Raw genomic sequence first — 24,520 nt, 5'->3', positions numbered from 1 at the left:
GCCGGTCATGAGGTCCCGGATCGGGTCCGGGACTGCGTCAGACACCATTGCCCGCCAGTGCGCATCGCGCTAGAGGGCGGACATGCCCAGATACGCGCTTAAGGTGGAATACGACGGGGCCGGGTTCGCCGGCTGGCAGCGGCAGGCCGATCAGCCCTCGGTGCAGGGGGCCATCGAGGCCGCGCTGGCCAAGCTGGAGCCGCGCGAGCACACCATCGCCGCCGCCGGGCGCACCGATGCCGGGGTCCACGCGCGCGGGCAGGTGGCCCATTGCGACATGGCGAAGGCGTGGGATCCGTTCCGCCTGTCCGAAGCGCTGAACCATCATCTGAAACCGGCACGTGTGGCGATCCGCGACTGCGCGGCGGTGCCGGACGATTGGCACGCGCGGTTTTCGGCCAACGAACGCCGCTACCTGTTCCGTCTGCTCAGCCGCCGCGCGCCCTGCACGCTGGAGGCAGGACAGGTCTGGCGGGTGAACCACGCGCTCGATCTTGAAGCCATGCGGGACGGGGCGCAGCACCTCATCGGCCATCATGACTTTACCACCTTCCGCTCGTCGATCTGTCAGGCGGCCTCGCCGGTCAAAACGCTGGACAGGCTCGACATTGTCGAAGTCGAGACCCCCGGCGGCACCGAGTTCCAATTCCGCCTTGCCGCGCGGTCCTTCCTGCACAACCAAGTGCGCAGTTTCGTCGGCACGCTGGAACGCGTGGGATCGGGCGCCTGGGCCCCGGACCGCGTGAGGCAGGCGTTGGAGGCGCGCGACCGGGCGGCCTGCGGTCCGGTCTGTCCGCCGCAGGGGCTCTACCTGATGGGCGTGGGCTATCCGGACGACCCTTTCGCCTGACGCAGCGGAATGCGCTTGCAAGGCAGGGTGATCCGACCTATCAGCGCGCCATGACAGCCGCGACCCATATCCGACGAGACTTCTGATCTCCCTTCGCGCCGTGCCGCCGGCGCCGCTTTCGCCTGTCCGATCCCATCGCAACTTGACTTGAGACCGTGCCCTTGGCACCAATCGGCCTTCTTTCCAGAGGATGCATCCATGATCCCTTCCGTCCTGCCGACCTACAACCGGGCAAAACTGCATTTCGTCAAGGGCGAGGGCAGTTGGCTGACCGAAGAGGACGGGCGCCGATTTCTCGATCTTGGCAGCGGCATCGCGGTCAATGCCCTGGGCCATGCGCATCCGGCGCTGGTCAAGGCGTTGAACGAGCAGGCGCATGCGCTGTGGCATGTGTCCAACCTCTACGAGATTCCCCAGCAGGAGGCGCTGGCCAGGAAACTGGTGGCGCACAGCTTTGCCGATACGGTGTTCTTCACCAACTCGGGCACTGAATCCTGCGAGTTGGCGGTCAAGATGGCGCGGAAGTACCATCATGACAGCGGCACCCCCGAAAAGACCGACATCCTGACCTTCGACGGCTGCTTCCACGGGCGCTCCTCGGCGGCGATCGCCGCCTCGGGGTCCGAAAAGATGGTCAAGGGTTTCGGCCCGGTCCTGCCCGGCTTCGTACACTTGCCGTGGGACGATCTTGCGGCGGTGGAGGCGGCGATCACCGAAACCACCGGCGCGATCCTGATTGAGCCGATCCAGGGCGAGGGCGGTATCCGCGCGGCCTCGGACACCCACCTGAAGGCGCTGCGCCGGCTTTGCGACGACAACGGCCTGCTGCTGATCTTTGACGAGGTGCAATGCGGCATGGGGCGCACCGGACGGCTGTTCGCACACGAATGGTCCGGCGTCACGCCCGACATCATGATGGTCGCCAAGGGCATCGGCGGCGGCTTTCCCTTGGGCGCTGTTTTAGCCACGGAAGAGGCCGCAAAGGGCATGGTCGTCGGCACCCACGGATCGACCTACGGCGGCAACCCGCTGGCCTGCGCGGTGGGCTGCGCGGTGATCGATCATGTCTCGGCCCCGGCATTTCTTGACGGGGTGAACCGCAAGGCAGGGATGCTGCGCCAGAAGCTGGAAGGGCTGGTGGCTGACCACCCTGACACCTTCGAAAGCGTGCGAGGGCAGGGCCTGATGATCGGCCTCAAATGCGTGAAACCCGCCGCGGACGTGGTCAAGGCGGGCTATGACGCGCAGGTCATCACCGTGCCCGCCGCGGACAACGTGGTGCGCCTGCTGCCACCGCTCACCCTCACCGAGGACGATATTGCCGAGGCCCTCAGGCGTCTCGACACGGCCGCAAGGGCGCTCGACGCCTCCTGATCTTCATCTTGCCCCTAAACTCCGGGGGTGCGGGGGCTGGCCCCCGCGAAAGCCCGCAAGAAAGTGCTTCGCCATGAACCATTTCCTCGACATCCACAAAACCGACGCAACCGAGTTGCGGACCATCATCGACAGCGCCCGCACCATGAAGAACGCGCGCAATGGCCGCCCGCGTGGCGCGGCGGACGACGACCAGCCGCTTGCCGGTCACATGGTGGCGCTGATCTTCGAGAAGCCCTCGACCCGGACCCGGGTGTCCTTCGACGTCGGCGTGCGGCAGATGGGCGGGCAGACGATGGTGCTGTCGGGGCAGGACATGCAGCTCGGTCATGGCGAGACGATTGCCGATACCGCCCGCGTGCTCAGCCGCTACGTCGACCTGATCATGATCCGCACCTTCGACGAGAGTGTGCTGATCGAGATGGCCGAATATGCGGACGTTCCGGTGATCAACGGCCTGACCGACCGCACCCATCCCTGCCAGATCATGGCCGACGTGCTGACCTACGAAGAACACCGCGGCCCGATCAAGGGCAAGAAGGTGGTCTGGGCGGGCGACGGCAACAACGTCTGCGCCAGCTTCCTGCATGCGGCCGGGCAGTTCGGCTTCGACATGGTGTTCACCGGTCCGCCGCAGCTTGACCCCGAGGCCGAGTTCATCGGGCTGGCCCGCAAGCAGGGGGTCAGCGTCCAGATAGAGCGCGATGCCGCGCTGGCGGTGAAGGATGCCGACCTCGTGGTCACCGACACATGGGTCTCGATGCACGACAGCCAGTCCTCGAAGGAGCGGCGCCACAACATGCTGCGGCCCTACCAGGTCAACGACGCGCTGATGGCCCACGCCAAGCCGGATGCGCTGTTCATGCACTGCCTGCCGGCCCACCGCGAGGAAGAGGCGACCTCGTCGGTGATGGACGGCAAGCACTCTGTTGTGTTTGACGAGGCGGAAAACCGTCTGCATGCGCAGAAGGCCGTCATGCGGTGGTGTCTCGGGGTCTGATTGGCGGCGGCGCGGCTCAGAGGTTGCGCAGAAGCTTGCGGAGTCCGGGCTCATCCACCATCTCGGCGGCCTCGCGCGGGGTGACCCATTTGCGCACGCGCTGATCAGCCTCGGGGAAGGTGTCGGCAAGATCGGCGACGCGGATCTTGTAGACCTGCGCCTCAACCCGCACGGCGAGGCCGTCGTCCAGCCCCTTGAGGTACTCGAACCTGCCGATGGCGCGTGACTTCACCTTGTCCGGCCGCACGCCGGCCTCTTCCCAGGCTTCCTGCGCGGCAGAGCCCGCGCCGTCCAGACCCGGCATCGGCCAGCCCTTTGGCAGGACCCAGCGTCCGGTGTCACGGCTGGTGATCAGAAGGATGCGGCGTTTGCGACCCGAGCCCTGATAGCAGAGCGCGGCGACCTGCTGTTTCGGATCGGGTTGGATCAGCTTCGGGCGCGCCGGACGCGCTGCGGTTTCGGTGGCACTCGTCATGTAAACCTGCTCTTTTCTTGACGTCTTTTTGGCGTTGTCGCTTTTTCGTATCTCGCAAGTATATACAATTCATTGCCGGGATGCCAGTGCCCCTGCGTCAGATGGTGGTCATTGCGCGCGAAATGGCCGACCGTGGCGGGAATCGGCAGCTTGCAGCGGAGGCGGACATGGCGGCGCAGATCGGGATTTACGGATTGGGCACGATGGGCAGCGCGCTGGCGCTGAACATGGCCGACAATGGCGTGCAAGTCGCGGTGTCGAACCGGTCGCCCGAGGCGGTGCCGGCGTTCTTGGCAGAGGCCGGAGCGCTGGCCGACCGGATCGACGGATACGACACGCTCGAGACGCTGATCGCGGCGCTGCCCACCCCGCGCACCATCCTGTTCATGATCCCCTCGACCGGGCCGATGGATCAGATGATGGACCACGTGATCCCCTTGCTTGCCCCCGGTGATACGGTGATCGACGCCGGTAATGCCGATTTCCATGCCACGCGGGCGCGCGCGGCCCGTCTGGCGATGCATGACTTGCATTTCGTCGGCATGGGCGTGTCGGGCGGCGAAGAGGGCGCGCGGCATGGGCCGTCGATGATGGTTGGCGGCAGCGATCACAGTTGGACACAACTGAAGCCGGTGGCCGAGGCGATCGCCGCACGGCATGACGGCGCGCCCTGCGTGGCGCACCTGGGCCCGGACGGGGCGGGCCATTTCGTCAAGATGGTGCACAACGGCATCGAATATGCCGACATGCAGGCGATTGCCGAGGTCTACGGACTGCTGCGGTCCGGGGCAGGCGAGGCACCGGAGGCGATCGGCGCCCGGTTCGCGGCATGGAACGCCGGGCCGCTGCGCAGTTTCCTGATCGAGATCTCGGCCAAGGTGCTGGCCACGCAGGACACCGATGGCACGCCGATGATCGACAAGATCGTCGACAGCGCGGGTCAGAAAGGCACCGGGCGCTGGACGGTGATCGAGGCGCTGAAGCTGGGCCAGTCCGCCAACACCATAGAGGCCGCGGTCGGCGCGCGCATCTGGTCGTCGCAGCGGGCTCGGCGGGCCGCGGGCGCGGCGCTGCTGGACCGGCCGACGCGACTCGGGACGCCGTCGGACAGCGATCTCGAACAGGCGCTGCTGGCCGCACGCATCCTTGGGCATTCGCAGGGCTTTGACATCATGCAGGCGGCCTCGGCAGAGTATGGCTGGGACCTGAAGATGGGGGTTATCGCGCGCATCTGGCGCGCCGGCTGCATCATCCGCTCGGCGCTGCTCGACGTGATCTCCGAAGCCTATGCAGGCGAGGTGCCTGAAGGCGCGCTGATGCTGTCCGCGCCGATGCGGGACAGGCTTGAGACGGCGGTGCCGGCCTTGCGCCGCGTGGTCGGGGCCGCGGTGGCGGCGGGCCATCCGGTGCCGGTGATGTCAGCAGCGCTGGCGTGGTACGATTCCATGCGCCAGGAACGTGGCTCGGCGGCAATGATCCAGGCGCAGCGGGATTTCTTCGGGCGGCACGGTTTCGAAAGGGTTGATGCGACGGGCAAGCACAACGCGGATTGGGCGCGGTAGAAGGACGTTCGTGACACGGCGGGCGTCACACCTGGGGATGCGCCCGTAGCCTCGCTGCCGGCGCTCAGCGCAGGCCGCGCGCCTTGCGTTCGCGGCGTACCCGGAACACCTCTTCCCGTGGTGTCCACTGGTAGCGCAGGTCGTTGCGCGTCAGTGACCAGAACAGCACGCCGCCCTGCCGCCACGGATCGAGCACGATGCCATCGTATAGCGAATCTCCGCGTCGGCTGATGATCACCGTCGAATGTTCGAGCAGCAGGTTGTCCCAGTTGGACACCGCGCGGTGCAGTTGCAGGGTCTGGAACCGCTCCTGCTTGAGGCGGCGTTCCAGATCGTCGGCCCAGTGATAGCACAGCCCGCGCGGCTTCAGGCCGAGGTTGACCTTGGAATTGTGGGTCAGCGGGTGATCTTCGATCCGGTATTCCTGCGCCAGCTTGAAGGTCTGGGAATAGGCGACACTGGAGGCGGTGTAGGCCTCGGCCTCCGACACGCCGGGACCGAGCGCGCGGATCACCTGAGCCAGACGCATGACCTCGTCCTCGGTGCCCGGACGCGGGCGCATCTCTGGCGTTGCGGCACAGCCGGTCAGGACCAGCGCGGGCGCGGCCAACAGAAAGGTGCGGCGGGAGAGTGAGGACATGGGCGGCCTGCTGAAAGGGTGTTGTCCCGAAGTTCTACGCGACTGGCCTGCGGTGTCGAGACCCCGACAGCGCCAGATGCGCAAGATGTTGCGGAACCGCCCGCGCAAGACGTTATCTTCGTGGCTGGTGCGCGCAGCACGCACCATTGAACTCCGTCAGGGCTGACACGCGACGTTGGCCAGCGGCTCGGGGAGCGTGTCGGCCTAGTCCCGTTTCAGGAGAATCTCGATCAGAAGCGCCTTGCGACACGCAGGGTCACGCGCACTGAAGGTGGGACCAGTTCACGAAGATCACTTGGGTCAGATCAGCGTCTTCCACATAGCTCACGCTCTCGACCCGCAGGATATCTTCGGGGTTGGTGCCGGTGTGGCGCTCGGTATCAACGCCGGCCTGCTTCAGCATTGGAATCTCCGGCAGAACGTTCCAGTCCGACACGAAAGCGACAAAGCTGTCGAGGTCAGCGAAGGTGGCCGTTTCGAAGTCATGGTCCAGTGTTTCGAAAGGGACCGTTGTCCGGACGTGTTCGATCAAATCAGTCGGCAGGTTCCAATACCCGTACCGGATCGGGGCGCCTGCATCACCCTCAGCCAGCGCCGCACAGCCGACTGCGGCCAGAAGACAGGGTAAACTGTCGTTCGAAGCACGGCCGCCACCACAGCTCGATAATCTCGCCGACGCCCTCAGGCGCGCCGCGACGCCCGGCTCACAGCATCGCCGGCACCACCTGGTCCGGCGGCCGGTGACCGTCCTCAAAGGTCTTGATGTTAAGCAGGACCTTCTCGCCCATCTCGACGCGGCCCTCCAGCGTAGCCGAGCCCATATGCGGCAAGAGCGCGACGTTAGGCAGGTCGCGTAGTTCCGGGCTGACCGTCGCGCCGTGTTCGTAGACGTCGAGGCCCGCGCCAGCAATTTCGCCCGCCTGCAACATCCGGGTCATGGCGTTTTCGTCGATCACCTCGCCGCGCGAGGTGTTGACGATCACCGCGTCGGGTTTCAGCAGCTTCAGCCGCCGCGCGTTCATCAGGTGGAAGGTAGAGGGCGTGTGCGGGCAGTTGACCGAGATCACGTCCATCCGCGCCACCATCTGATCGAGGCTTTCCCAGTAGGTGGCCTCAAACTGCTCTTCCACCTCGGTCCGGAGCCTGCGGCGGTTGTGGTAGTGAACCTGCATCCCGAAGGCCATGGCGCGCCGCGCCACCGCCTGGCCAATGCGGCCCATGCCGAGGATGCCCAGCCTGCGTCCGCCGACCCTGCCGCCCAGCATCGCGGTGGGCGACCAGCCGGTCCATTCACCGGCCTGCATCTTCGACAGCCCTTCCGGAATGCGCCGCGTCACGGCGAGGATCAGCGCCATGGTCATGTCGGCGGTGTCCTCAGCTGTGACGCCCGGGGTGTTGGAGACCAGCACGCCGCGGCTGCGGGCAGTTTCGACGTCGATGTGATCGACGCCCGCGCCGTAGTTGGCGATCAGCTTGAGCCGCTCGCCCGCGCCAGAAATCAGGCCCGCGTCCACCGTATCGGCCAGTGTCGGCACCAGCACGTCGGCCTCGGACATGGCGGCGGCCAGTTCCTGTCGGCTCATCGGCGTGTCGTCGTCGCGCAGGCGTACGTCGAACAGCTCTTTCATCCGGGTCTCGACCACCTCGGGCAAGCGTCGCGTCACGACAACACTCAGGCGTTTTGATGGCATAAGCTCCCGGCTCCTTCTTCCCTTGGGGGCGTGGTTGCTGGCACAGTGCCGCAGAGCACGCGGAGGCACAAGAACCCCGCGGCAGATAAACGATTGGCAGGCGATTTGACAGGCATGAGCGAGCGACGACGTCGGGGCATATTGGGTGCAATTGTCCTGACTTTCTGGGCATCTACCGCGGCTTTCGCACAGGACAGGGGACCAGTGACCAACCTGCCGCTGCCGCGATTCGTGTCGCTCAAGGCGGCCGAGGGCAACGTGCGGCGGGGCCCGTCGCTGAGCCACCGCATCGACTGGGTGTTCAAGCGCCGCGACATGCCGCTGGAGATCACCGCCGAATACGGCCACTGGCGCCGCGTGCGCGACCGCGAGGGCGCAGGTGGCTGGGTGCATTACGCACTGCTCTCGGGCGCGCGGACGGTGATCGTCGAGCAGGACATGCTGACCTTGCACGTGCGCCCGGATGAGCGGACGACGGTTGCGGCCAAGCTGGAGCGCGGGGTGATCGCGCGGCTGGGTGACTGCGGGCCGGAGTGGTGCCGGCTGACGTCCGGAGGCTACAAGGGCTGGGCGCAGAAAACCGCGCTTTGGGGCGTGCGCCCGGACGAGATCAGGGAATGAGCCGAGGTTGAGAGAATGGGCTCTGCCCCTCGGTTTGCGGCCTCACCCCGGGATATTTCCAGCCAGAAGAAGGACAGGACCGGGGCCCTGAGCGTCTCTGACGTGACTTCCCCCGGGGGGCGCGATTGTCAGTGCGCCGGGCGGATGAACGTGTCGCTGCGCAGCTCCGCAAAGGCCTGCATCAGTTCCTCGCGGGTGTTCATTACGATCGGCCCGTGCCACGCCACCGGCTCCTGGATCGGGGCGCCGGAAATCAGCAGGAAGCGGATCCCTTCAGGACCGGCCTGCACCGTCACCTCGTCGCCGGTGCCGAAACGGATCAGCGTGCGGTTGCCCGACATGTCGCGGATGTTGACCTCCTGACCGCCGACCTCCTTCTCGAGCAGAACGCCCTGCGGCCCGGAGGCATCGGCGAAGGCGCCGGAACCTTCGAAGACATAGGCGAAGGCGCGACGGTAGGTGTCGACCTTGAAGGTCTTCTTCACCCCCGCGGGTACGAAGACATCAAGGTACTGCGGGTCGGAAGCGATCCCGTCCACCGGGCCTCGTTTGCCCCAGAACTCGCCGGTGATGACCTTCACCCGGGTGCCGTCATCGTCAATCACTTCGGGAATGTCGGTGCCCTGAATGTCCTGATAGCGCGGGGCGGTCATCTTCAGCGACGAGGGCAGGTTGGCCCAGAGTTGAAAGCCATGCATCTGCCCGGTGGCGTTGCCCTTGGGCATCTCTTGGTGAAGGATGCCCGACCCGGCGGTCATCCATTGCACCGATCCCGCGCCCAGCGTGCCGGAATTGCCGAGGCTGTCGCCATGCTCGACCTCGCCGGTCAGGACATAGGTGATGGTCTCGATGCCGCGGTGCGGGTGCCAGGGGAAGCCGGCCTGATAATCGTCGGGGCGCTCGCCCCGAAAGTCGTCGAACAACAGGAACGGGTCCAGTTCGGACGGATCCTGAAAGCCGAAGGCGCGGTGCAGATGCACGCCGGCGCCCTCGATGGCAGGCTGCGCGCGGCGGGTCTCAAGCGTGGGTCTGAGGGACATGGGTGTCTCCTTTCCTCATATGTTGCAGCCGAGATAAGCGCTGGCGTCAAACCCGGCAATGTCGCGCCGCGAACCGTGACTGTGCGTTTTTTCACAGGACGCGGGCGAACCATCGACGGACAGGCTGTGCCGTCACGGCGGGCCTCGCGCTCGGCGGCGAAGCGCGCTAAGCAGCGGGCGGGATGAGCACAGGGAGCATCAGATGAGCGAGACCGTGGCGGAACTCAGGGCGACGGGTATGCGGCGCTGGATCGGTGTGGGCACGATGGTCGGGCTGGGCGCGCTTCTGCTCTGGCTGGCCCTGTCGCAGCGGTTCGACCATGTCGGATGGCAGGTGCTGCTGATCGTGCTGGCAGGCGGTGCACTTTACGCGGCGATGCGCATGCAGCAGGCCACTGCCGAACATCTGGTGCTGACCGAGGAGGGACTTTACGACAACCACGGTTACCTGCTGGCGTCCTACGACAACATCCGCACGGTCGAGCGGGGGATGCTGGCGTTGAAGCCCTCGAACGGGTTCATGATCGTCACCCAGACGCCGTTGAAGGCACGGTGGCGGCCCGGGCTCTACTGGGTCTTCGGACGGCGGATCGGCGTGGGCGGGATGACCTCTGGCGCGGATGCGAAGTTTGTCGCCGACATGATGAACATGCAGATGGCGCAGGGGCGCGGCGATCTCTGACGCCACACAGGCGGAACATTCGAACTTCAGAATGCGTTGTAGGGACAGAGGGGTTGTCTAAGGCCCCCGGCACACTTTCGAGGAGACCCGACATGAAGACCGAAGACACCGACACCGGCACGCTCGAAACCTGGACCCCCGAGGAGGTTGCCGAGGCGCACAAGGACGGCCGCATCGTGCTTGTCGACGTGCGCACGCCGGCGGAATTTTCCTTCGAGCGGATCGATGGTGCGCTGCTGTCGCCAATGCAGGCTTTCGATCCGGCGCACATGCCGGGGCAGGGCGAGAAACAGCTGGTGTTTCATTGTGGCTCGGGGGCGCGTTCGCGCAAGGTGGCCGAGAAGTGTCTCGCCGCCGGGGTCGGCAAGATCGCCCACATGGAGGGTGGCTTCGGCGCATGGAAACAGGCCGGGCTGGCCTATACCGGCACTGACATGGCCAGCGGCGCGCCCAAGGAAATGCGCAAGTCCGACTGACCGATCACACACAGAACAGGCCGGACATATCTGTCCGGCCTGCCGCTGGCCAACATCCGGCCTGACGCTTGAGCTTGTTGGGGGTTAGCTCGCCTGCCAGACAAGTTGCGGCGCAAACCGAGGACGCGTGAATACGCGGGCCTCCATCGTGAAGTCGCTGAGACCGAGGTTCAGCGGCCAGACGTAATCCAGATAGGTATCGACGAGGATGATCTGCTCGCCGTGCATCATGGTCGGCAGTGTCGCATGGCCCAAGGCCACGTCGGCCGAGGTCAGCGCCGCGGCATGCGGTCCGCGCACCTCGCTCCATTCCACCGCGTACTGATCGCCCACGGCGTCATAGGACACCACGGTCACGCGCAGGGTATTCTCGGCCGGCTCGGATTCGGTGAGGAAGTTCATTAGCGACTTGATGCTGTCGACATAGGCCGGCGTGACATAGTCCGTCTCGCGCGAGAACATGTCGCCGATGGTGTAGCTGGCCTTTTCGCCCAGGCTGTCGGTCCGGTAGGCATCGTAGAACATGATTGAGGTCACGATGCAGATCAGCAGGAACGGCAGGAAGATGATCGCCTCGATGTTGGTATTGCCGCGCGAGCTTTGCGCGAATTGACGCGAATACCGGGCAAGATTGCGAAGATTTTTAACGGTCATGACTGTTACCTCGGTTCCTGGACGAATGCGGTCGACGTCACCATGGCGATGTCACCGTTGCCGTCCTTTTGCATGGCTTCGATCCACCAGGTCATCGGAAAGATCGGCGAGACCTTGGCGCAGGCGCGCATCACCATCAGTTCGTTGTTGCCGCCGTTCGAGAAGCTGCGCACCGGCGTCACCGGCAACGAGGCGTCGAGACAATCGACGGTGGAGGGCAGGGCCTGCCAGCTGCGCGGATCGCGCTGCACCATCTCGAGGCGCAGGTTGGCCTTGCAGTTGGGCAGGATCGCCGCGCGGTCGCAGATCATGTCCTTGATCTGATCGTGCTGCGGCGCGTTGCCGGTGCCGAGCCGGATGTCACGCACCACCTGGTCGAGACTACGCTCCAGCATGGTGGCGCGGGCCGAATAGGCGGCGATTTCGGTGGCCAGCATCAGCACCATGAGGATGACCGGCATCCAGATGACGAAGGAAATGGTTTCGACCGAGCCCGCCTCGTTGCGGCAGAAACGGCGCAGCATGTGTGTCACGCGAATGCTCATTGGGTCAGCCTCAGTTGGGTGATGGTGCGGGCGATGGAATTGAAGGCCTGGGTGATCTCGATACCCTGCACGTCGAAGTAATGTGCAGGTGACGAGGCGCAGTTCTGCATCGCGTCCAGTCCGCGCTGCGGGGCCTCGAACCCGATGGTGAAGACCAGCACTCCGGCGTCCTTGGCCCCCTGACAGATAGATGCCAGCCGACCGTCGGCGTGATCAGGCCCGACGATGCCCTCATAGGCATAGTAGGCATTGGAATAGACCGCGTAGGGAACCTGGCCGTCCTCATAGGGTGTCCGGAAAAACCGGTAGGCCAGCGCACGGGTGCCGAAGCGGGCGTAGGCCTCGACATTGGTCATCTGCCGCGCGTTCAGATCGCCGTCCGGGGTGTTGCGGTACTTCTGCGAGTGACTGTCATTCTTGAAGCGATCCCAGTACCAGACATCGCTTGCGGTGCCGGCCTGATCGACGATGCGCGACGAGAAGCGGTCGTTGGACGGGTCGGTATCGCCACGGTCGTCGATCCAGATCGCGGAAAGTCCTGTCTGGCGGTCGGCCTTCAGGTCGTATTCGGTGGTGTTGGCGCCATCGGTCATCAGCACGACGATCTTCAGCGTCGTCGGATCGGTGTAGGCGACCGGGCGGCCATTGGCGGCCGGGGCAATGTGGCCGTCGAAGATCATGTCACCGACCAGCGACTGCGCCGAAGGGTCAAGCAGTGCGGTGCCCCACTTCATGCCCAGATCGATGGCGGTGTTGCCCTCGGCGCCCAGCGCACTGATGCTGTCCTTCAGTTCGGTCGCATCGCTGGAATGCACGATCATCGCCCCGTAGGTGTCATCCGGGCACCAGGGACGGACGATCTCGGTGGTGTTCTCGCTGGTGGTCCAGAGGTCGAAATGGCTCAGACGGTCCAGTTCGGCCGTGCGCGAGATGCCCAGCGTGTTGAAGGCGCTGTCGGGGAAGACCGCGCAGCTGGAATAATTGTGCTCGGCCGAAAGGTTGAAATACTGCGACACCACCGGCCCGAGGCTGACGGTCGCATTGTAGCTAACCAGCGATACGGTGGTCAGGCTGGGCGCGCCGGCCGGCTGGATCACGGCATCGACGAATTCCCGCGCGGCGGAGCGGAGGTTCTCGATCTTGTTGTTCGATCCCATCGACCCCGAGCGGTCGAGGATCAGCGAAATCTCCACGTTGCCCATCTGTTCGGCGGCCTGTCCGGCTGCCGGGGCGACCATGGTGTCGATGCCCACAAGCCCCAGAAACAACGGGTCGGAATCCTCTTGCGCGGTGGCGGTCACCACGCGGTAGCCGAGACCCTGATCGACCGAGGTGCTTGTCAGCGTGCCGGCCACGCCGGACTTGGCGAAATAGTCCTGAACCACCGCATTGGGGTCGAGGTCTTGTTCGAGGTCGGCCGCGGCAAGGATCGCCCGATCGAGCGTTGCCTGCAGCTTGGCGCGCTTCATTTCGTTGCGCATCAGGTCCACGCCCAGTCCGGTGAACGCGATGATGGCGACCAGCACAATCAGAACCATGATGGTGATCGAACCGGTCTCTTCCGTCCTGAATGTCTTGATCTTCGCTGCCGGTCCGTCCCCCGAGGACGGCAGCGTCTGGCGATGGTGCCAATTCATAATCGTATCCTCACCTTGATCTCCGGAATTAATCTTTCCGGCGCCCGTCAGGCAGTAACCCCTTACCCACGCGAGGCAGTCTTCGCGCCGCAATGTTATGTGCCACAATGACGGCCAAAATGAGGCAACCCATTGGCAAATATACGTTTTTTGTCTCTGTTTCAGGTTTATTGAAAACTTTAGCAGCCCATTGTCATGGACATTGCAACAATCCGAAGCAAATTGGGCAAAGTTAATGCGATTGCATGGCGCCTTGACGGCGTCGGCACCCACAATTGCGGCACAAGCATCGGAGCCTGTGTGAAAAAGCGGTCCCGTCGCGGGGAGAAAACTCTCGCTTGCATTAACTTTGCCGTCATAGGGTTGGGTGCAAAAAAGCCCAAACGGGTGGCGAGTCGCGCGCCCGGCAATCAACGGAGGAGACACTTATGCAGCCTGCCAATGAGCCGACATTCCGCGAAAGCGTAGACCTGATGTTCAACCGCGCGGTGTCGTTGATGGACCTGCCGCCGGGCCTTGAGGAAAAGATCAGGGTCTGCAACGCCACCTATACGGTGCGTTTCGGCGTGCGCCTGCGCGGGCGCATCCAGACCTTCGTCGGGTATCGCTCGGTTCATTCTGAACATATGGAGCCAGTCAAGGGCGGCATCCGCTATTCCAACGCCGTCAATCAGGACGAGGTCGAGGCGCTTGCGGCGCTGATGACCTATAAGTGTGCGCTGGTCGAAGCGCCGTTTGGCGGGTCCAAGGGCGGGCTCTGCATAGATCCGCGCCAGTACGACGAACATGAACTTGAGCTGATCACCCGCCGCTTCGCCTATGAACTGGCCAAGCGCGACCTGATCCATCCAAGCCAGAACGTGCCTGCCCCCGACATGGGCACCAGCGAACGCGAGATGGCCTGGATCGCCGATCAATACGCGCGCATGAACACCACCGACATCAATTCCCGCGCCTGCGTGACCGGAAAGCCGCTGAACGCCGGCGGCATCGCAGGCCGGGTCGAGGCGACGGGCAGGGGGGTGCAATATGCCCTGCGCGAATTCTTCCGCGAACCGGGCGACGTGGCGAAGGCGAACCTGACTGGCTCTCTCGATGGCAAGCGGGTGATCGTGCAGGGCCTGGGTAACGTGGGGTATCACGCGGCCAAGTTCCTTCAGGAGGAAGACGGCTGCCAGATCATCGGCATCATCGAACGCGACGGCGCGCTATTCAACGAAGACGGTCTGAACGTGCAGAGTGTTTACGAGTGGATCGTCAAGCATGGCGGCATCACCGGCTACCCGGACGCGGCATTCTACGCCGAGGGCGCCGCGGTGATGGAAGAGGATTGCGACATCCTCATCCCCGCCGCGCTTGAGGGCGTGATCAACATGTCCAATGCCGAGCGCATCAAGGCGCCGCTGATCATCGAGGCCGCGAACGGCCCGATCACCGCTGGCGGCGACGACGTGCTGCGCAAGAAGGGCACGGTCATCATTCCGGACATGTACGCCAACGCCGGTGGTGTGACGGTGTCCTACTTCGAGTGGGTCAAGAACCTCAGCCACATCCGCTTTGGCCGGATGCAGCGCCGCCAGGAAGAAGCGCGCCATGAGCTGATCGTGAAAGAGCTGGAGCGCCTGAGCGATCACCTCGGCGAGAAATGGTCGATGACGCCGCACTTCAAGGAGCGTTACCTGCGCGGCGCCGATGAACTAGAACTGGTGCGTTCGGGGCTTGATGATACCATGCGCATCGCCTTCCAATCGATGCGTGCCGTCTGGCACGATCGCGAGGACGTCGATGACCTGCGCACGGCGGCCTACCTTGTCGCGATCGGCAAGGTCGCGGCCAGCTACCGCGCCAAGGGTCTATAGCGCCCGTCGCCTTGACTGTTAGGGTCTAAGGCAACGGTGCCGCATCCTTCGAGGTGCGGCACTGTCACGAGACTGCCCTGAAATTCCCCGGAATATCCTTTCGCACCAATGCGATAGCCAAAATCGCACTCGATCGCCCTGCCATTAACTTTCCTTATTTCGGTGTGAAAAACCTATTTTCCGCCTCTTTTCCGCCCTGTCACGGCAAGATTTCCCCCGCATTCATGAACATTGCGCAGATGGATGTTCTGTGTCCGAAGAGGAAATAAGAAATGACTGGGAATATTGGTAGATCCAAGGCCGGTCTTCAGCGCTTCTGGCGGTCCGAAGACGGCAACAGCACCATCGTCTGCATTTACTTGAGCCTGGCGATCCTGCTGGTAACAGGTGGCGCGATCGACGTGATGCGCTATGAATCCATCCGCACCAAGATGCAGCACGTGCTCGACCGGGCCGTGCTGGCCGCTGCTGACCTCGATCAGGAGGCGGCGCCTGACAGCGTTGCCCGCGATTACGCCACCAAGGCCGGGCTCGGCAATTCGCTGACCGGGGTGACGGTAGACGAGGGTCTCAACTACCGGACGGTTTCGGCCACCGGCAGGACCGACGTCGATACGCTGTTCATGCGCCTGACCGGCATCGACACGCTGTCGGCCCCCGCGCTCAGCACGGCGGAAGAAAAGATCGCCAACGTCGAGATTTCGATGGTGCTCGATATTTCCGGTTCCATGCGCGAAAACAACCGCATGACGAACCTCAAGCCTGCTGCCAAGGCCTTCGTCGACAAGGTGATGACCGAAGACAGCAACGGTGTCACCACGCTGAACCTCGTGCCTTACGCCGGCCAGGTCAATCCGGGCGAATACATGTTTGCCTACCTGCGCGGCGAACGTCCGAAGATCAACGAGAACAACGGCTGGGGCAACGGCGATCAGGACGCGCCCGGCGGTTCGCTGTGCAACAACAACGCCGAAAATGCCTACGAAGGGTCGACTGATCCTTCCTGCACCGACGGCACCGCGACCCCGTCAAGCGGTTTCTTCACCCCCTGGACGCAGGCGATCTCGAACATGGTGTTCTATTTCGACGTCGATGATGACGGCAACTACGATGGCCGCACCGACATTGCCCACAAGATCGAGGCTTTCCCGGAAAACGCACCGCGCGATGCCGACGACTTCTACAAGGGCGCCGTCGCCTACATCATGAACGACGATCCGAACCTGACCGACCCGAACCAGTTCCTCGGGGCGTCCATCAAGGGCGGCAGCCAGAAAAACCAGTACTTCCAGGTCAAAGGTGACGTGAACGGTGCCGACAGCGACCTTGGACCGACCAAGAACACCGGCAAGATCCCCGGCAACACCTACAGCTACGGGCAGATCGACTATGCAGCCTGGGAAGCCTCTTACGTTGCGCCGCAGGGCTCGACCGAAACCGACCCTGCCACCAACGAAAAGCGCGGCAACCAGAAGGTCAACATGACCTCGTCCTGCATCGAGGTCTACGATGCGGAGTTCGGCAATACCGCGCTTCCGACCTCGGAAGACTACGTGCCGCACTTCATGTACTGGCCGATCGCCGAGGAAGTTATGGATTGGGGCTGGTGCCCCGAGGACGACACCTCGATCCAGTACTACTCGGATGACGCGCTGGCCCTGAAGACCTTCATCGACAACATCCGCATGCATGACGGAACCGGCGCGCAATACGGCATGAAGTACGCCCTGTCGCTGCTTGATCCGGTCACACGGCCTGCGGTCAGCCAGATGATCAAGGACGGTGTCGTGGCGCAGCGTTTCGAAGGCCGGCCCATCTCTTGGGAAGACCCCGAGACCGAGAAGTTCATCCTGCTGATGTCCGACGGAATTGTCACCGATCAGTACCGCCCGACAAACCCGACGGCTGCTGAGAATGGCGAGACCGAGCTGATAGTTCAGGGTCCGACGAGCTACACGACCTTCTCGTCGCAAAGCAACAACGTGGCAAACCTGCAGATGCAGTGCGATCTCGCCAAGTCGAAGGGTGTGAAGATCTTCACCGTCGCCTACGAGACAAACGACGACGCCGCGAACGTGCTGCACCAGTGTGCCTCTTCGGACAACCACTTCTTCCGCACCAGTGGCACCGAAATCGCTGACGTCTTCGATGTCATCGCCCGTCAAATCAACAACCTGAGGCTGATCCAATGATGCGCTTTCCGACCCTCAAAGCGGCCCGCTTCTGCAAGGACGAAAGCGGTGTCGCCACGATAGACTTCGTGATCGTGATGACCTTCTTCATCGGCATCCTCGCCGCCAGCGTCGAACTGGGGACCCTCAATCTCCGCCATGCGATGCTTGAGCGCGGGCTCGACACCACGGTGCGCGAAGTGCGCCTGTCGACTGGCGAAGTGCCCGACTATCCCGAAATCCGCAGGCTGGTCTGCGCCCGGGCCTCGATCATCGTGAATTGCGAACAGAACCTGCAGCTCGAGATGAAAGTGGTCAGCCCGCGCGACTTCCAGCCGATCCCGGCCAACGCGGATTGCCGCAGCGCCGAGGAGGACCCGGCACCGGTGCGCCAGTTCGACAACGGCGTCGACAACGACGTGATGCTGATGCGCGCCTGTCTCAAGTTCAAGCCGTTCTTCCCGACCACCGGGATCGGTTCGGCACTGACCAAGGACAGCAATGGCTACATCGCGATCGCCGCGACGTCCGCCTTCGTCCAGGAACCGAGGTAATCGACATGATCCGTAGAACCCTGACCCAACTGCGCGGCTTCCTGCGCGACACACGCGGCAACGCATCGATCGAGATCGCCATCTTCGGCCCGATGCTGCTGTTCATGCTGGCTTCTGCCTATGTCTACTTCGACGCCTACCGGCAGAAGACGGTCAACACCAACGCGGCCTATACCATCTCGGACGCCTTCTCGCGGCAGACCGATGCCATCGACCCGCTCTATATGGACGGCATGCACGCGATGCTCGAGTTCCTGACCGACACCGATGTGCAGACCGGCTTGCGCGTCACCGTTGCCCGCTGGGACGAGACCGACATGCAGTACTACACCGACTGGTCGGAAACCCGGGGTCCGCTGTATCCGCTGACCAACCGCGATCTGAACACCACGCTGGTCGACAACCTGCCGACGCTGCTGCACAACGAGCGGGTGATCGTGGTCGAGACATCGTCGACCTACAAACCGCCGATGAACATTCCCGGCCTCGGTGAGCAGGAGCTTTACAACTTCGCCTTCACCCGGCCGCGGTTTGCCCCGCAACTGGTCTGGTCGTCGGGCGGTGGCGCCGGCGCCTGAGCCAGCGCTGACCCGACACTCATCGACAGACAAGGGCGCCCGAGTGGCGCCCTTTCCGCGTGTAAGCCCGATTCCGCCGATCACGTCGACGTGGCCCGACAGGGGCTGGAGCCTGCCGCTGTGATGGCCTACCCAATCCCCAAAAGACAGGAGTTTCAAACATGCGTCTCATTCTGGCAACCAGCCTCTGCCTTCTGCCGGCCGCCTCTTTCGCGGCCAATCCCGACTGCGCGGTCTTCGGCGAAATCGTCGACAAGATCGTCGCCGAACGTCGCGAGGGAGCCAAGGTCAATGCCTCGATGGAAACGGTCGCCAAGGATTACACCGGCGACGACGCCCGCTTCGTGCCGACGATCCCGTATCTCGCCGAATGGGTCTACACCTTGCCCAAGGACGACCTGAAGGCCGAGCCCGCCGCCGCCTTCGTGGCGCAGTGCAACGCGCAGTAAAGCGCCGATCTGTCACCGGTCCGGACTCGACTCTGACTGCGTCCGGGCCGATATACTGGGGCCATGAGTCTGCCCCCCGGTTTTCTTGACGAGCTTCGCACCCGCACCTCGCTGAGCGATGTGGTGGGCCGCAAGGTCATGTGGGATGCCCGCAAGTCGAATCAGGGCAAGGGCGACATGTGGGCGCCATGCCCCTTCCACCACGAGAAATCCGCCTCGTTCCACGTCGACGACCGCAAGGGTTTCTACCATTGCTTCGGCTGCAATGTGTCCGGCGACGCAATCACCTTCGTACGCGAGACCGAGAACCTGGGCTTCATGGAAGCCGTGCAGGTCCTCGCTGAAGAGGCCGGCATGACCATGCCCGCCCGTGATCCCCGCGCGCAGGAAAAGGCCGACCGGCGCACCCTGCTGGTTCAGGTGATGGAGCAAGCCGTGCAGCACTACCGCCTGCAATTGCGCACAGGCGCGGCCCAGGCGGCGCGCGACTATCTCGACCGGCGGGGGCTGAAGCCCGAGACGCTGGAGCGGTTCGAAATCGGCTTCGCGCCCGAGGGCTGGCAGGGGCTGTGGGATCACCTGCGCGGCAAGGACGTCCCCGAGGACCTGATCTTCGCCGCCGGCCTTGCCAAGCCCAGCCAAAAGGGCGGGCGCGCCTATGACGTCTTTCGCAACCGCATCATGTTTCCGATCCGCGATGCCCGTGGCAAGGCGATCGCCTTCGGCGGCCGTGCGATGGACCCCAATGACAACGCGAAGTACCTGAACTCGCCCGAGACCGAGCTGTTCGACAAGGGCCGAAACCTCTACAACCACGGCCCCGCGCGGGACGCCGCAGGCCGGGGCCAGCCGCTTCTGGTGGCCGAGGGCTACATGGACGTCATTGCGCTGAGTGAAGCCGGGTTCGGTGCCTCCGTCGCGCCCTTGGGCACCGCCGTCACCGAGGACCAGTTGCGGCTGATGTGGCGGATCTCGGACGAGCCGATTATTGCGCTGGACGGCGATACCGCGGGCCTGCGCGCCGCGCACCGGGTCATCGACCTCGCGCTGCCTCTGCTGGAGGCGGGCAAGTCGCTGCGCTTCGCGCTGATGCCGGAAGGGCAGGACCCCGACGACCTGCTGCGCGCCAAGGGAGCCAAGGCGGTGCAGGCGGTGCTCGATCAGGCCTTGCCGATGGTGCAGCTGCTGTGGCGGCGCGAAACCGAAGGCAAGGTGCTCGACAGCCCCGAGCGCAAGGCCGCGCTCGACAAGGCGCTTCGTGCCAAGATCGCGATGATCCAGGATCCGTCCATCCGCAGCCACTACGGGCAGGAAATCAAGGACCTCCGATGGCAGCTGTTCAACGCCGGCCGCCGCCAGCCGCAGGGCAACCGTCCGCCTTGGAAGCCCGGCCAGAAGCGCTGGAACGCGCCCGAGCCTGCGCGGCCCGGCACCAAGTCTTCGCTCCTGGCTTCGGCCGACGACGCGGGCTTCATCGGCATTCGCGAAGCGGTGATTCTTGCCGCGGCCCTTCAAACCCCTGAGGTGGTCGAGGAATTCGCCCATGTGCTGGAGAATCTCGACTGCGCCGATCCCGACCACGCCCTGCTGCGCAACCTGATACTCCGCCACGCGGGGCGCGGTGCTGAGCGGCTACGCGCCGAGATCGACCATTCTCTCGGACCTGAGGCCCTTGAAAACCTGCTTGGCCTGCGCCATGTGGCAATCATTCCCTGTGTCCGCAAACCGGGCGATATCGACCTGGCACGTATGACGCTTGCCGAGGAATTCGCAAAACTTAACGCGCACAAGGGATTGCAGGCCGAGATTGAAGAGGCCGCCGAGGACCTGACGGACGTCGCCGACGAAGCGGTGACCTGGCGTCTGGGGCAGGCCGCCGAGGCGCGCAATCGCGCTGCATCCGGCACGCAGGAGGACACGACCGAGTATGAGACCGGAGCCAATGGCGCGCGAATCAATCGTGACGAACGTAACGCCCTCGACGCGTTGCTCGGCCGGATCAGCTATGGAAAAGGACGAAAATGACGCGGTTTGTTGAGGAATTTTAAGAGACAAGCCGTTAGACCACTGCACGAATCGCTGAGATTCGGTAATGATTCGAAATCGCGAATCACCGCCGCGCCTCGAACAAGCGCCTGAACAGGAGCCCCGCATGGCCGCCAAAGACAATGACGATCAGAAAACGGACGAGAGCAGCGACGACGCATCGCTCGACCTGAGCCAGACGGCGGTCAAGAAGATGATCGCCGAGGCGCGCGAGCGCGGCTACATCACCTACGACCAGCTCAACAACGTATTGCCCCCCGATCAGGTCAGTTCCGACCAGATCGAGGACGTGATGTCGATGCTGTCGGAAATGGGCATTCAGGTCACCGAGGACGACGAGGAAGCCGAAGAGGACGACAACAAGGGCGGCACCGACCTTGTCGAGACCAAGAAGCCGGGCGAGGTGGCGCTGTCCTCGGGCTCTGCCGAAAAGCTCGACCGCACCGATGACCCGGTGCGCATGTACCTGCGCGAGATGGGCAGCGTCGAGCTGCTTAGCCGCGAGGGCGAGATCGCGATTGCCAAGCGCATCGAGGCCGGCCGAAACACAATGATCGCCGGGCTTTGCGAAAGCCCGCTGACGTTCCAGGCGATCACCATCTGGCGCGACGAACTTCTGACCGAAGACATTCTGCTGCGCGACGTCATCGATCTGGAAACCACCTTCGGCAACCAGATGGACGAAGAGGTCGGCGTCGGCACCCCGGTGGTCGAGGCCGCCAATGTGTCCTCTGCGCCGAAAGAAGACAGCCCCGAGCTTGACGCCGACGGCAACCCCATCGTCAAGGAAGACGACGAGGACGAGGACGAGCAGGCCAATATGTCGCTTGCGGCGATGGAAGCCGCGCTCAAGCCGCAGGTTCTGGAAACGCTCGACCGCATTGCGGACGATTACATCCACCTCAGCGAAATGCAGGACAGCCGGATTTCGGCCACGCTGAACGAGGACAATTCGTTCTCCACGCAGGACGAGGAAACCTACCAGCAGCTGCGCTCGGAAATCGTTGAGCTGGTCAACGGTCTGCACCTGCACACCAACCGGATCGAAGCGCTGATCGACCAGCTCTACGGCATCAACCGCCGCATCATGGCGATCGACAGCTCGATCGTGAAGCTGGCCGATCAGGCGCGCATCAACCGCCGCGAGTTCGTCGATGCCTATCGTGGGGCTGAGCTTGACCCGACCTGGCTGGACCGCATGGGCGAAAAGCAGGGCCGGGGCTGGCAGATGTTCATCGAACGCTCCGCCGACAAGGTCGAGGAACTGCGCACCGAGATGGCGCAGGTCGGTCAGTATGTCGGTCTGGATATCCCCGAATTCCGCCGCATCGTCGGACAGGTGCAGAAGGGCGAGAAGGAAGCGCGGCAGGCCAAGAAGGAAATGGTCGAGGCCAACCTGCGGCTGGTGATCTCCATCGCCAAGAAATACACCAACCGCGGCCTGCAATTCCTTGATCTCATTCAGGAAGGCAACATCGGCCTGATGAAGGCCGTCGACAAGTTCGAATACCGCCGCGGCTACAAGTTCTCGACCTATGCGACCTGGTGGATCCGTCAGGCGATCACCCGTTCCATCGCCGATCAGGCGCGCACCATCCGCATCCCGGTGCACATGATCGAAACGATCAACAAGCTGGTGCGCACCGGCCGCCAGATGCTGCACGAGATCGGCCGCGAGCCGACGCCAGAGGAACTGGCCGAGAAGCTGCAGATGCCGTTGGAAAAGGTCCGCAAGGTGATGAAGATCGCCAAGGAGCCGATCAGCCTCGAAACCCCCATCGGCGACGAGGAAGACAGCCAACTCGGCGATTTCATCGAGGACAAGAACGCCGTCCTGCCGCTCGACAGCGCCATTCAGGAGAACCTGAAGGAAACGACCACGCGCGTGCTGTCGTCGCTGACCCCGCGCGAGGAACGGGTGCTGCGGATGCGGTTTGGCATCGGCATGAACACCGATCACACGCTAGAGGAAGTGGGCCAGCAGTTCAGCGTGACCCGGGAACGCATCCGGCAGATCGAGGCGAAGGCGCTGCGCAAGCTCAAGCATCCCAGCCGCTCGCGCAAGCTGCGCTCGTTCCTGGATCAGTGACACGAAGGGGCGGCCTATGGGCCGCTCTCTGCTTGTGACAGGCCAAGCCAAAGCAGGAGACGCATGTCATGTCGTTTTTCAAGAAACTCTTCGGCGGCGGCCGCAACGAGGGGGCCGATACCGGGGCCTCGGCCAGTGAGCCCGAGGATTACAAGGGCTTCCTGATCCATGCCGCGCCGGTCAAGCAGTCCGGTGGCTATCGAATCGGAGCCCGTATCGAAAAGGAAATCGGCGGCGAACTGCGCAGCCATGACCTGATCCGAGCCGATGTCATCAACGACATGGCCGAGGCCGAGAAGATGTCGCTACTGAAGGCGCGGCAGGTGATCGACGAGCAGGGCGAAGCGCTGTTCCGCTGAGTTGGCCTTAAACTGGTCGCAACCCATACTCGCATCGACCCGCACCCCCCGTCGCTACGGGGGGCAGATATGGTGCACGGACGCAAATAGCCGGGCAGATATCTGCAATTGACGACGAAATATTGCCGTCGTTAGGAACCGATTAACTCATCTGGCGTTACCCTTTTGAATACAAAAAGGAGACTGCCATGATCCGCCTGATCCCCGTTGCCATCGCCGCAAGCGTCACCGCTGCAGGTGTGTTCGCCGCAACGGATGCGAGCTGGGACACCTCTGCCCCTGCCGTGATCGAGATCGAGGTTGACGCCGACGAACTGGCCAGCTGCGAACAGACCCTTCGTAACCTTGCCGGCCAACCGGTTGTCACCGATGCGGGCACCCCGGTGATCTTCCACGACACGTCCGACCTGCCGACTGTGGTTTGCGTCACGCATTGATCGGACCGGTTTTTTAGAGAGTTCACGATCGTTTGTGAGTAGAGAGGCCGTCCTTCGGGGCGGCCTTTCGCTTGCTGGCAGGGCTGTCGAAATCGCTATTTCGTCGCCCGGCAGTAGCGCGGGCCGCGCCCAAGCGAAATCGGACTGACCGCCTTTGCATTCGGTGCTAGCATCCCCGCGAAGTGGAGACTCCGATGCGTATTCTCAAGCGCCTGGTCATCGGCCTGTTGCTGGCTGTCGTCGTGTTTGTCGCCGCGGCCTATCTTCTTCCGCAGGAGGTCTCGGTAAGGCGGGCGGTGGTCATCGACGCACCGGTGGAAGAGGTCTTTCCGCATCTGAATTCCATGCAGGCCACCGAGGCATGGTCCCCATGGCTTGAGCGCGACCCCGATGTCCGGCTCAGCTATTCCGGTCCCGAAGCCGGCGTCGGCAACCGGCTGGAATGGCAATCGGATGACCCGCAGGTGGGCAACGGCACGCAGGAGATCATCATTTCCGAACAGAACCGCCGCGTGGTTACCGTGCTGAACTTTGATGGCATGGGCACGGCGCAGGCTGAGTTCCTGCTGACCGGCGACGTTGACGGAACCGAGGTCGTCTGGGGCCTTGTCACCGATGCCGGAATGAACCCGATCGCGCGCTGGATGGGGCTGATGATGGACAAGTGGGTCGGCGCGGATTACGAAAAGGGGCTCAACAACCTGAAGACCCTCGTCGAAAGCTGAGGCCGC

General features: G+C 63.6%; 25 protein-coding genes. 17 read left to right on the top strand and 8 right to left on the bottom strand.

Annotated features, from left to right (window positions below):
* Nucleotides 1–82 precede the first annotated feature (82 nt).
* The 3 genes from truA (at nucleotide 83) to argF (ending at nucleotide 3,224) form a co-directional block, all read left to right on the top strand.
* The gene (truA, locus tag AC04PT_RS13635) at nucleotides 83–850 is read left to right on the top strand and encodes a tRNA pseudouridine(38-40) synthase TruA (protein ID WP_482874249.1); all 768 of its coding nucleotides are present in this window, start codon (nucleotides 83–85) and stop codon (nucleotides 848–850) included.
* A gap of 198 nt (nucleotides 851–1,048) precedes the next feature.
* The gene (locus tag AC04PT_RS13630; protein ID WP_482874248.1) at nucleotides 1,049–2,224 is read left to right on the top strand and encodes an acetylornithine transaminase; all 1,176 of its coding nucleotides are present in this window, start codon (nucleotides 1,049–1,051) and stop codon (nucleotides 2,222–2,224) included.
* A gap of 73 nt (nucleotides 2,225–2,297) precedes the next feature.
* Nucleotides 2,298–3,224 carry an ornithine carbamoyltransferase gene (gene argF / locus AC04PT_RS13625; RefSeq protein ID WP_482874247.1) on the top strand — a complete coding sequence of 309 codons (927 nt, stop codon included), beginning with the start codon at nucleotides 2,298–2,300 and terminating at the stop codon, nucleotides 3,222–3,224.
* A 16-nt stretch (nucleotides 3,225–3,240) separates the two neighbouring features.
* Here the strand turns inward: argF and AC04PT_RS13620 are convergent, their stop codons facing one another.
* Nucleotides 3,241–3,699: an NUDIX hydrolase gene (locus AC04PT_RS13620; RefSeq protein ID WP_482874246.1), complete on the bottom strand. Its 459-nt coding sequence runs from the start codon at nucleotides 3,697–3,699 to the stop codon at nucleotides 3,241–3,243.
* 167 nt (nucleotides 3,700–3,866) lie between these two features.
* On the opposite strand from AC04PT_RS13620, the gene gndA reads away from it, so the two are divergent.
* Nucleotides 3,867–5,261, top strand: a complete 1,395-nt coding sequence (gene gndA, locus AC04PT_RS13615) for an NADP-dependent phosphogluconate dehydrogenase (RefSeq protein ID WP_482874259.1) — start codon at nucleotides 3,867–3,869, stop codon at nucleotides 5,259–5,261.
* A 64-nt stretch (nucleotides 5,262–5,325) separates the two neighbouring features.
* Here gndA and AC04PT_RS13610 read toward each other — a convergent pair whose 3' ends face one another.
* From AC04PT_RS13610 to AC04PT_RS13600, 3 genes are all read right to left on the bottom strand, one after another.
* Nucleotides 5,326–5,901, bottom strand: a complete 576-nt coding sequence (locus tag AC04PT_RS13610) for a hypothetical protein (protein WP_482874245.1) — start codon at nucleotides 5,899–5,901, stop codon at nucleotides 5,326–5,328.
* Nucleotides 5,902–6,157: 256 nt separating this feature from the next.
* A complete protein-coding gene (locus AC04PT_RS13605; RefSeq protein WP_482874244.1) occupies nucleotides 6,158–6,433 on the bottom strand; it encodes a hypothetical protein in 276 nt (91 codons plus the stop codon).
* 172 nt (nucleotides 6,434–6,605) lie between these two features.
* Complete coding sequence (locus AC04PT_RS13600) at nucleotides 6,606–7,592, bottom strand: 2-hydroxyacid dehydrogenase (RefSeq protein WP_482874243.1); 987 nt, start codon at nucleotides 7,590–7,592, stop codon at nucleotides 6,606–6,608.
* A gap of 114 nt (nucleotides 7,593–7,706) precedes the next feature.
* Here AC04PT_RS13600 and AC04PT_RS13595 point away from each other — a divergent pair, with 114 nt between their 5' ends.
* Nucleotides 7,707–8,213 (top strand): SH3 domain-containing protein, encoded by a 507-nt coding sequence (locus tag AC04PT_RS13595; protein WP_482874242.1) that lies wholly within the window; start codon nucleotides 7,707–7,709, stop codon nucleotides 8,211–8,213.
* 128 nt (nucleotides 8,214–8,341) lie between these two features.
* Here AC04PT_RS13595 and AC04PT_RS13590 read toward each other — a convergent pair whose 3' ends face one another.
* Nucleotides 8,342–9,253 carry a pirin family protein gene (locus tag AC04PT_RS13590; protein WP_482874241.1) on the bottom strand — a complete coding sequence of 304 codons (912 nt, stop codon included), beginning with the start codon at nucleotides 9,251–9,253 and terminating at the stop codon, nucleotides 8,342–8,344.
* 202 nt (nucleotides 9,254–9,455) lie between these two features.
* Here AC04PT_RS13590 and AC04PT_RS13585 point away from each other — a divergent pair, with 202 nt between their 5' ends.
* Nucleotides 9,456–9,935: a hypothetical protein gene (locus tag AC04PT_RS13585; protein WP_482874240.1), complete on the top strand. Its 480-nt coding sequence runs from the start codon at nucleotides 9,456–9,458 to the stop codon at nucleotides 9,933–9,935.
* A 92-nt stretch (nucleotides 9,936–10,027) separates the two neighbouring features.
* Entirely contained in the window at nucleotides 10,028–10,411 is a 384-nt protein-coding gene (locus AC04PT_RS13580) for a rhodanese-like domain-containing protein (RefSeq protein WP_482874239.1), read from the top strand.
* Nucleotides 10,412–10,495: 84 nt separating this feature from the next.
* Here AC04PT_RS13580 and AC04PT_RS13575 read toward each other — a convergent pair whose 3' ends face one another.
* From AC04PT_RS13575 to AC04PT_RS13565, 3 genes are read right to left on the bottom strand one after another with little or no spacing between them, the layout of a single operon-like run.
* The gene (locus AC04PT_RS13575; protein WP_482874238.1) at nucleotides 10,496–11,065 is read right to left on the bottom strand and encodes a TadE/TadG family type IV pilus assembly protein; all 570 of its coding nucleotides are present in this window, start codon (nucleotides 11,063–11,065) and stop codon (nucleotides 10,496–10,498) included.
* A gap of 5 nt (nucleotides 11,066–11,070) precedes the next feature.
* On the bottom strand, nucleotides 11,071–11,610 hold the full coding sequence (locus tag AC04PT_RS13570) for a TadE/TadG family type IV pilus assembly protein (protein WP_482874237.1): 540 nt from the start codon (nucleotides 11,608–11,610) through the stop codon (nucleotides 11,071–11,073).
* Nucleotides 11,607–13,247 carry a TadE/TadG family type IV pilus assembly protein gene (locus AC04PT_RS13565; protein WP_482874236.1) on the bottom strand — a complete coding sequence of 547 codons (1,641 nt, stop codon included), beginning with the start codon at nucleotides 13,245–13,247 and terminating at the stop codon, nucleotides 11,607–11,609. The genes AC04PT_RS13570 and AC04PT_RS13565 overlap by 4 nt, the downstream gene beginning before the upstream one ends.
* Nucleotides 13,248–13,675: 428 nt before the next feature.
* On the opposite strand from AC04PT_RS13565, the gene AC04PT_RS13560 reads away from it, so the two are divergent.
* The 10 genes from AC04PT_RS13560 to AC04PT_RS13515 all read left to right on the top strand — a co-directional run bounded on the left by AC04PT_RS13560 (nucleotide 13,676) and on the right by AC04PT_RS13515 (nucleotide 24,514).
* Complete coding sequence (locus AC04PT_RS13560; protein ID WP_482874235.1) at nucleotides 13,676–15,106, top strand: Glu/Leu/Phe/Val family dehydrogenase; 1,431 nt, start codon at nucleotides 13,676–13,678, stop codon at nucleotides 15,104–15,106.
* A gap of 272 nt (nucleotides 15,107–15,378) precedes the next feature.
* Nucleotides 15,379–17,298 carry a TadE/TadG family type IV pilus assembly protein gene (locus AC04PT_RS13555; protein ID WP_482874234.1) on the top strand — a complete coding sequence of 640 codons (1,920 nt, stop codon included), beginning with the start codon at nucleotides 15,379–15,381 and terminating at the stop codon, nucleotides 17,296–17,298.
* Complete coding sequence (locus AC04PT_RS13550) at nucleotides 17,298–17,831, top strand: TadE/TadG family type IV pilus assembly protein (protein WP_482874233.1); 534 nt, start codon at nucleotides 17,298–17,300, stop codon at nucleotides 17,829–17,831. The genes AC04PT_RS13555 and AC04PT_RS13550 overlap by 1 nt, the downstream gene beginning before the upstream one ends.
* A 5-nt stretch (nucleotides 17,832–17,836) precedes the next feature.
* Nucleotides 17,837–18,409 (top strand): TadE/TadG family type IV pilus assembly protein, encoded by a 573-nt coding sequence (locus AC04PT_RS13545; protein ID WP_482874232.1) that lies wholly within the window; start codon nucleotides 17,837–17,839, stop codon nucleotides 18,407–18,409.
* 161 nt (nucleotides 18,410–18,570) lie between these two features.
* A complete protein-coding gene (locus tag AC04PT_RS13540; RefSeq protein WP_482874231.1) occupies nucleotides 18,571–18,858 on the top strand; it encodes a DNA primase in 288 nt (95 codons plus the stop codon).
* A 63-nt stretch (nucleotides 18,859–18,921) separates the two neighbouring features.
* Complete coding sequence (gene dnaG / locus AC04PT_RS13535) at nucleotides 18,922–20,883, top strand: DNA primase (RefSeq protein WP_482874230.1); 1,962 nt, start codon at nucleotides 18,922–18,924, stop codon at nucleotides 20,881–20,883.
* Between the two features lie 127 nt (nucleotides 20,884–21,010).
* Complete coding sequence (gene rpoD / locus AC04PT_RS13530; protein WP_482874229.1) at nucleotides 21,011–22,993, top strand: RNA polymerase sigma factor RpoD; 1,983 nt, start codon at nucleotides 21,011–21,013, stop codon at nucleotides 22,991–22,993.
* 68 nt (nucleotides 22,994–23,061) lie between these two features.
* Nucleotides 23,062–23,352, top strand: coding sequence for an HlyU family transcriptional regulator (locus AC04PT_RS13525; RefSeq protein WP_482874228.1), 291 nt, complete (start codon nucleotides 23,062–23,064; stop codon nucleotides 23,350–23,352).
* A gap of 188 nt (nucleotides 23,353–23,540) precedes the next feature.
* Entirely contained in the window at nucleotides 23,541–23,789 is a 249-nt protein-coding gene (locus AC04PT_RS13520; RefSeq protein WP_482874227.1) for a hypothetical protein, read from the top strand.
* 194 nt (nucleotides 23,790–23,983) lie between these two features.
* Nucleotides 23,984–24,514 carry an SRPBCC family protein gene (locus tag AC04PT_RS13515; protein WP_482874226.1) on the top strand — a complete coding sequence of 177 codons (531 nt, stop codon included), beginning with the start codon at nucleotides 23,984–23,986 and terminating at the stop codon, nucleotides 24,512–24,514.
* Nucleotides 24,515–24,520: the final 6 nt, after the last annotated feature.

It is taken from the genome of Litorisediminivivens sp. KMU-197, from assembly GCF_056858395.1.
The sequence above is the reverse complement of the archived record's forward strand: the minus strand, read 5'-3'. Positions and strand labels throughout refer to the sequence as shown.

What these genes read in the sequence shown, in the direction of transcription:
- truA (WP_482874249.1), top strand. Translation starts at nt 83, where the DNA reads ATGCCCAGATACGCGCTTAAGGTGGAATACGACGGGGCCGGGTTCGCC.
- AC04PT_RS13630 (WP_482874248.1), top strand. Translation starts at nt 1,049, where the DNA reads ATGATCCCTTCCGTCCTGCCGACCTACAACCGGGCAAAACTGCATTTC.
- argF (WP_482874247.1), top strand. Translation starts at nt 2,298, where the DNA reads ATGAACCATTTCCTCGACATCCACAAAACCGACGCAACCGAGTTGCGG.
- AC04PT_RS13620 (WP_482874246.1), bottom strand. Translation starts at nt 3,699, where the DNA reads ATGACGAGTGCCACCGAAACCGCAGCGCGTCCGGCGCGCCCGAAGCTG.
- gndA (WP_482874259.1), top strand. Translation starts at nt 3,867, where the DNA reads ATGGCGGCGCAGATCGGGATTTACGGATTGGGCACGATGGGCAGCGCG.
- AC04PT_RS13610 (WP_482874245.1), bottom strand. Translation starts at nt 5,901, where the DNA reads ATGTCCTCACTCTCCCGCCGCACCTTTCTGTTGGCCGCGCCCGCGCTG.
- AC04PT_RS13600 (WP_482874243.1), bottom strand. Translation starts at nt 7,592, where the DNA reads ATGCCATCAAAACGCCTGAGTGTTGTCGTGACGCGACGCTTGCCCGAG.
- AC04PT_RS13595 (WP_482874242.1), top strand. Translation starts at nt 7,707, where the DNA reads ATGAGCGAGCGACGACGTCGGGGCATATTGGGTGCAATTGTCCTGACT.
- AC04PT_RS13590 (WP_482874241.1), bottom strand. Translation starts at nt 9,253, where the DNA reads ATGTCCCTCAGACCCACGCTTGAGACCCGCCGCGCGCAGCCTGCCATC.
- AC04PT_RS13585 (WP_482874240.1), top strand. Translation starts at nt 9,456, where the DNA reads ATGAGCGAGACCGTGGCGGAACTCAGGGCGACGGGTATGCGGCGCTGG.
- AC04PT_RS13580 (WP_482874239.1), top strand. Translation starts at nt 10,028, where the DNA reads ATGAAGACCGAAGACACCGACACCGGCACGCTCGAAACCTGGACCCCC.
- AC04PT_RS13575 (WP_482874238.1), bottom strand. Translation starts at nt 11,065, where the DNA reads ATGACCGTTAAAAATCTTCGCAATCTTGCCCGGTATTCGCGTCAATTC.
- AC04PT_RS13570 (WP_482874237.1), bottom strand. Translation starts at nt 11,610, where the DNA reads ATGAGCATTCGCGTGACACACATGCTGCGCCGTTTCTGCCGCAACGAG.
- AC04PT_RS13565 (WP_482874236.1), bottom strand. Translation starts at nt 13,247, where the DNA reads ATGAATTGGCACCATCGCCAGACGCTGCCGTCCTCGGGGGACGGACCG.
- AC04PT_RS13560 (WP_482874235.1), top strand. Translation starts at nt 13,676, where the DNA reads ATGCAGCCTGCCAATGAGCCGACATTCCGCGAAAGCGTAGACCTGATG.
- AC04PT_RS13555 (WP_482874234.1), top strand. Translation starts at nt 15,379, where the DNA reads ATGACTGGGAATATTGGTAGATCCAAGGCCGGTCTTCAGCGCTTCTGG.
- AC04PT_RS13550 (WP_482874233.1), top strand. Translation starts at nt 17,298, where the DNA reads ATGCGCTTTCCGACCCTCAAAGCGGCCCGCTTCTGCAAGGACGAAAGC.
- AC04PT_RS13545 (WP_482874232.1), top strand. Translation starts at nt 17,837, where the DNA reads ATGATCCGTAGAACCCTGACCCAACTGCGCGGCTTCCTGCGCGACACA.
- AC04PT_RS13540 (WP_482874231.1), top strand. Translation starts at nt 18,571, where the DNA reads ATGCGTCTCATTCTGGCAACCAGCCTCTGCCTTCTGCCGGCCGCCTCT.
- dnaG (WP_482874230.1), top strand. Translation starts at nt 18,922, where the DNA reads ATGAGTCTGCCCCCCGGTTTTCTTGACGAGCTTCGCACCCGCACCTCG.
- rpoD (WP_482874229.1), top strand. Translation starts at nt 21,011, where the DNA reads ATGGCCGCCAAAGACAATGACGATCAGAAAACGGACGAGAGCAGCGAC.
- AC04PT_RS13525 (WP_482874228.1), top strand. Translation starts at nt 23,062, where the DNA reads ATGTCGTTTTTCAAGAAACTCTTCGGCGGCGGCCGCAACGAGGGGGCC.
- AC04PT_RS13520 (WP_482874227.1), top strand. Translation starts at nt 23,541, where the DNA reads ATGATCCGCCTGATCCCCGTTGCCATCGCCGCAAGCGTCACCGCTGCA.
- AC04PT_RS13515 (WP_482874226.1), top strand. Translation starts at nt 23,984, where the DNA reads ATGCGTATTCTCAAGCGCCTGGTCATCGGCCTGTTGCTGGCTGTCGTC.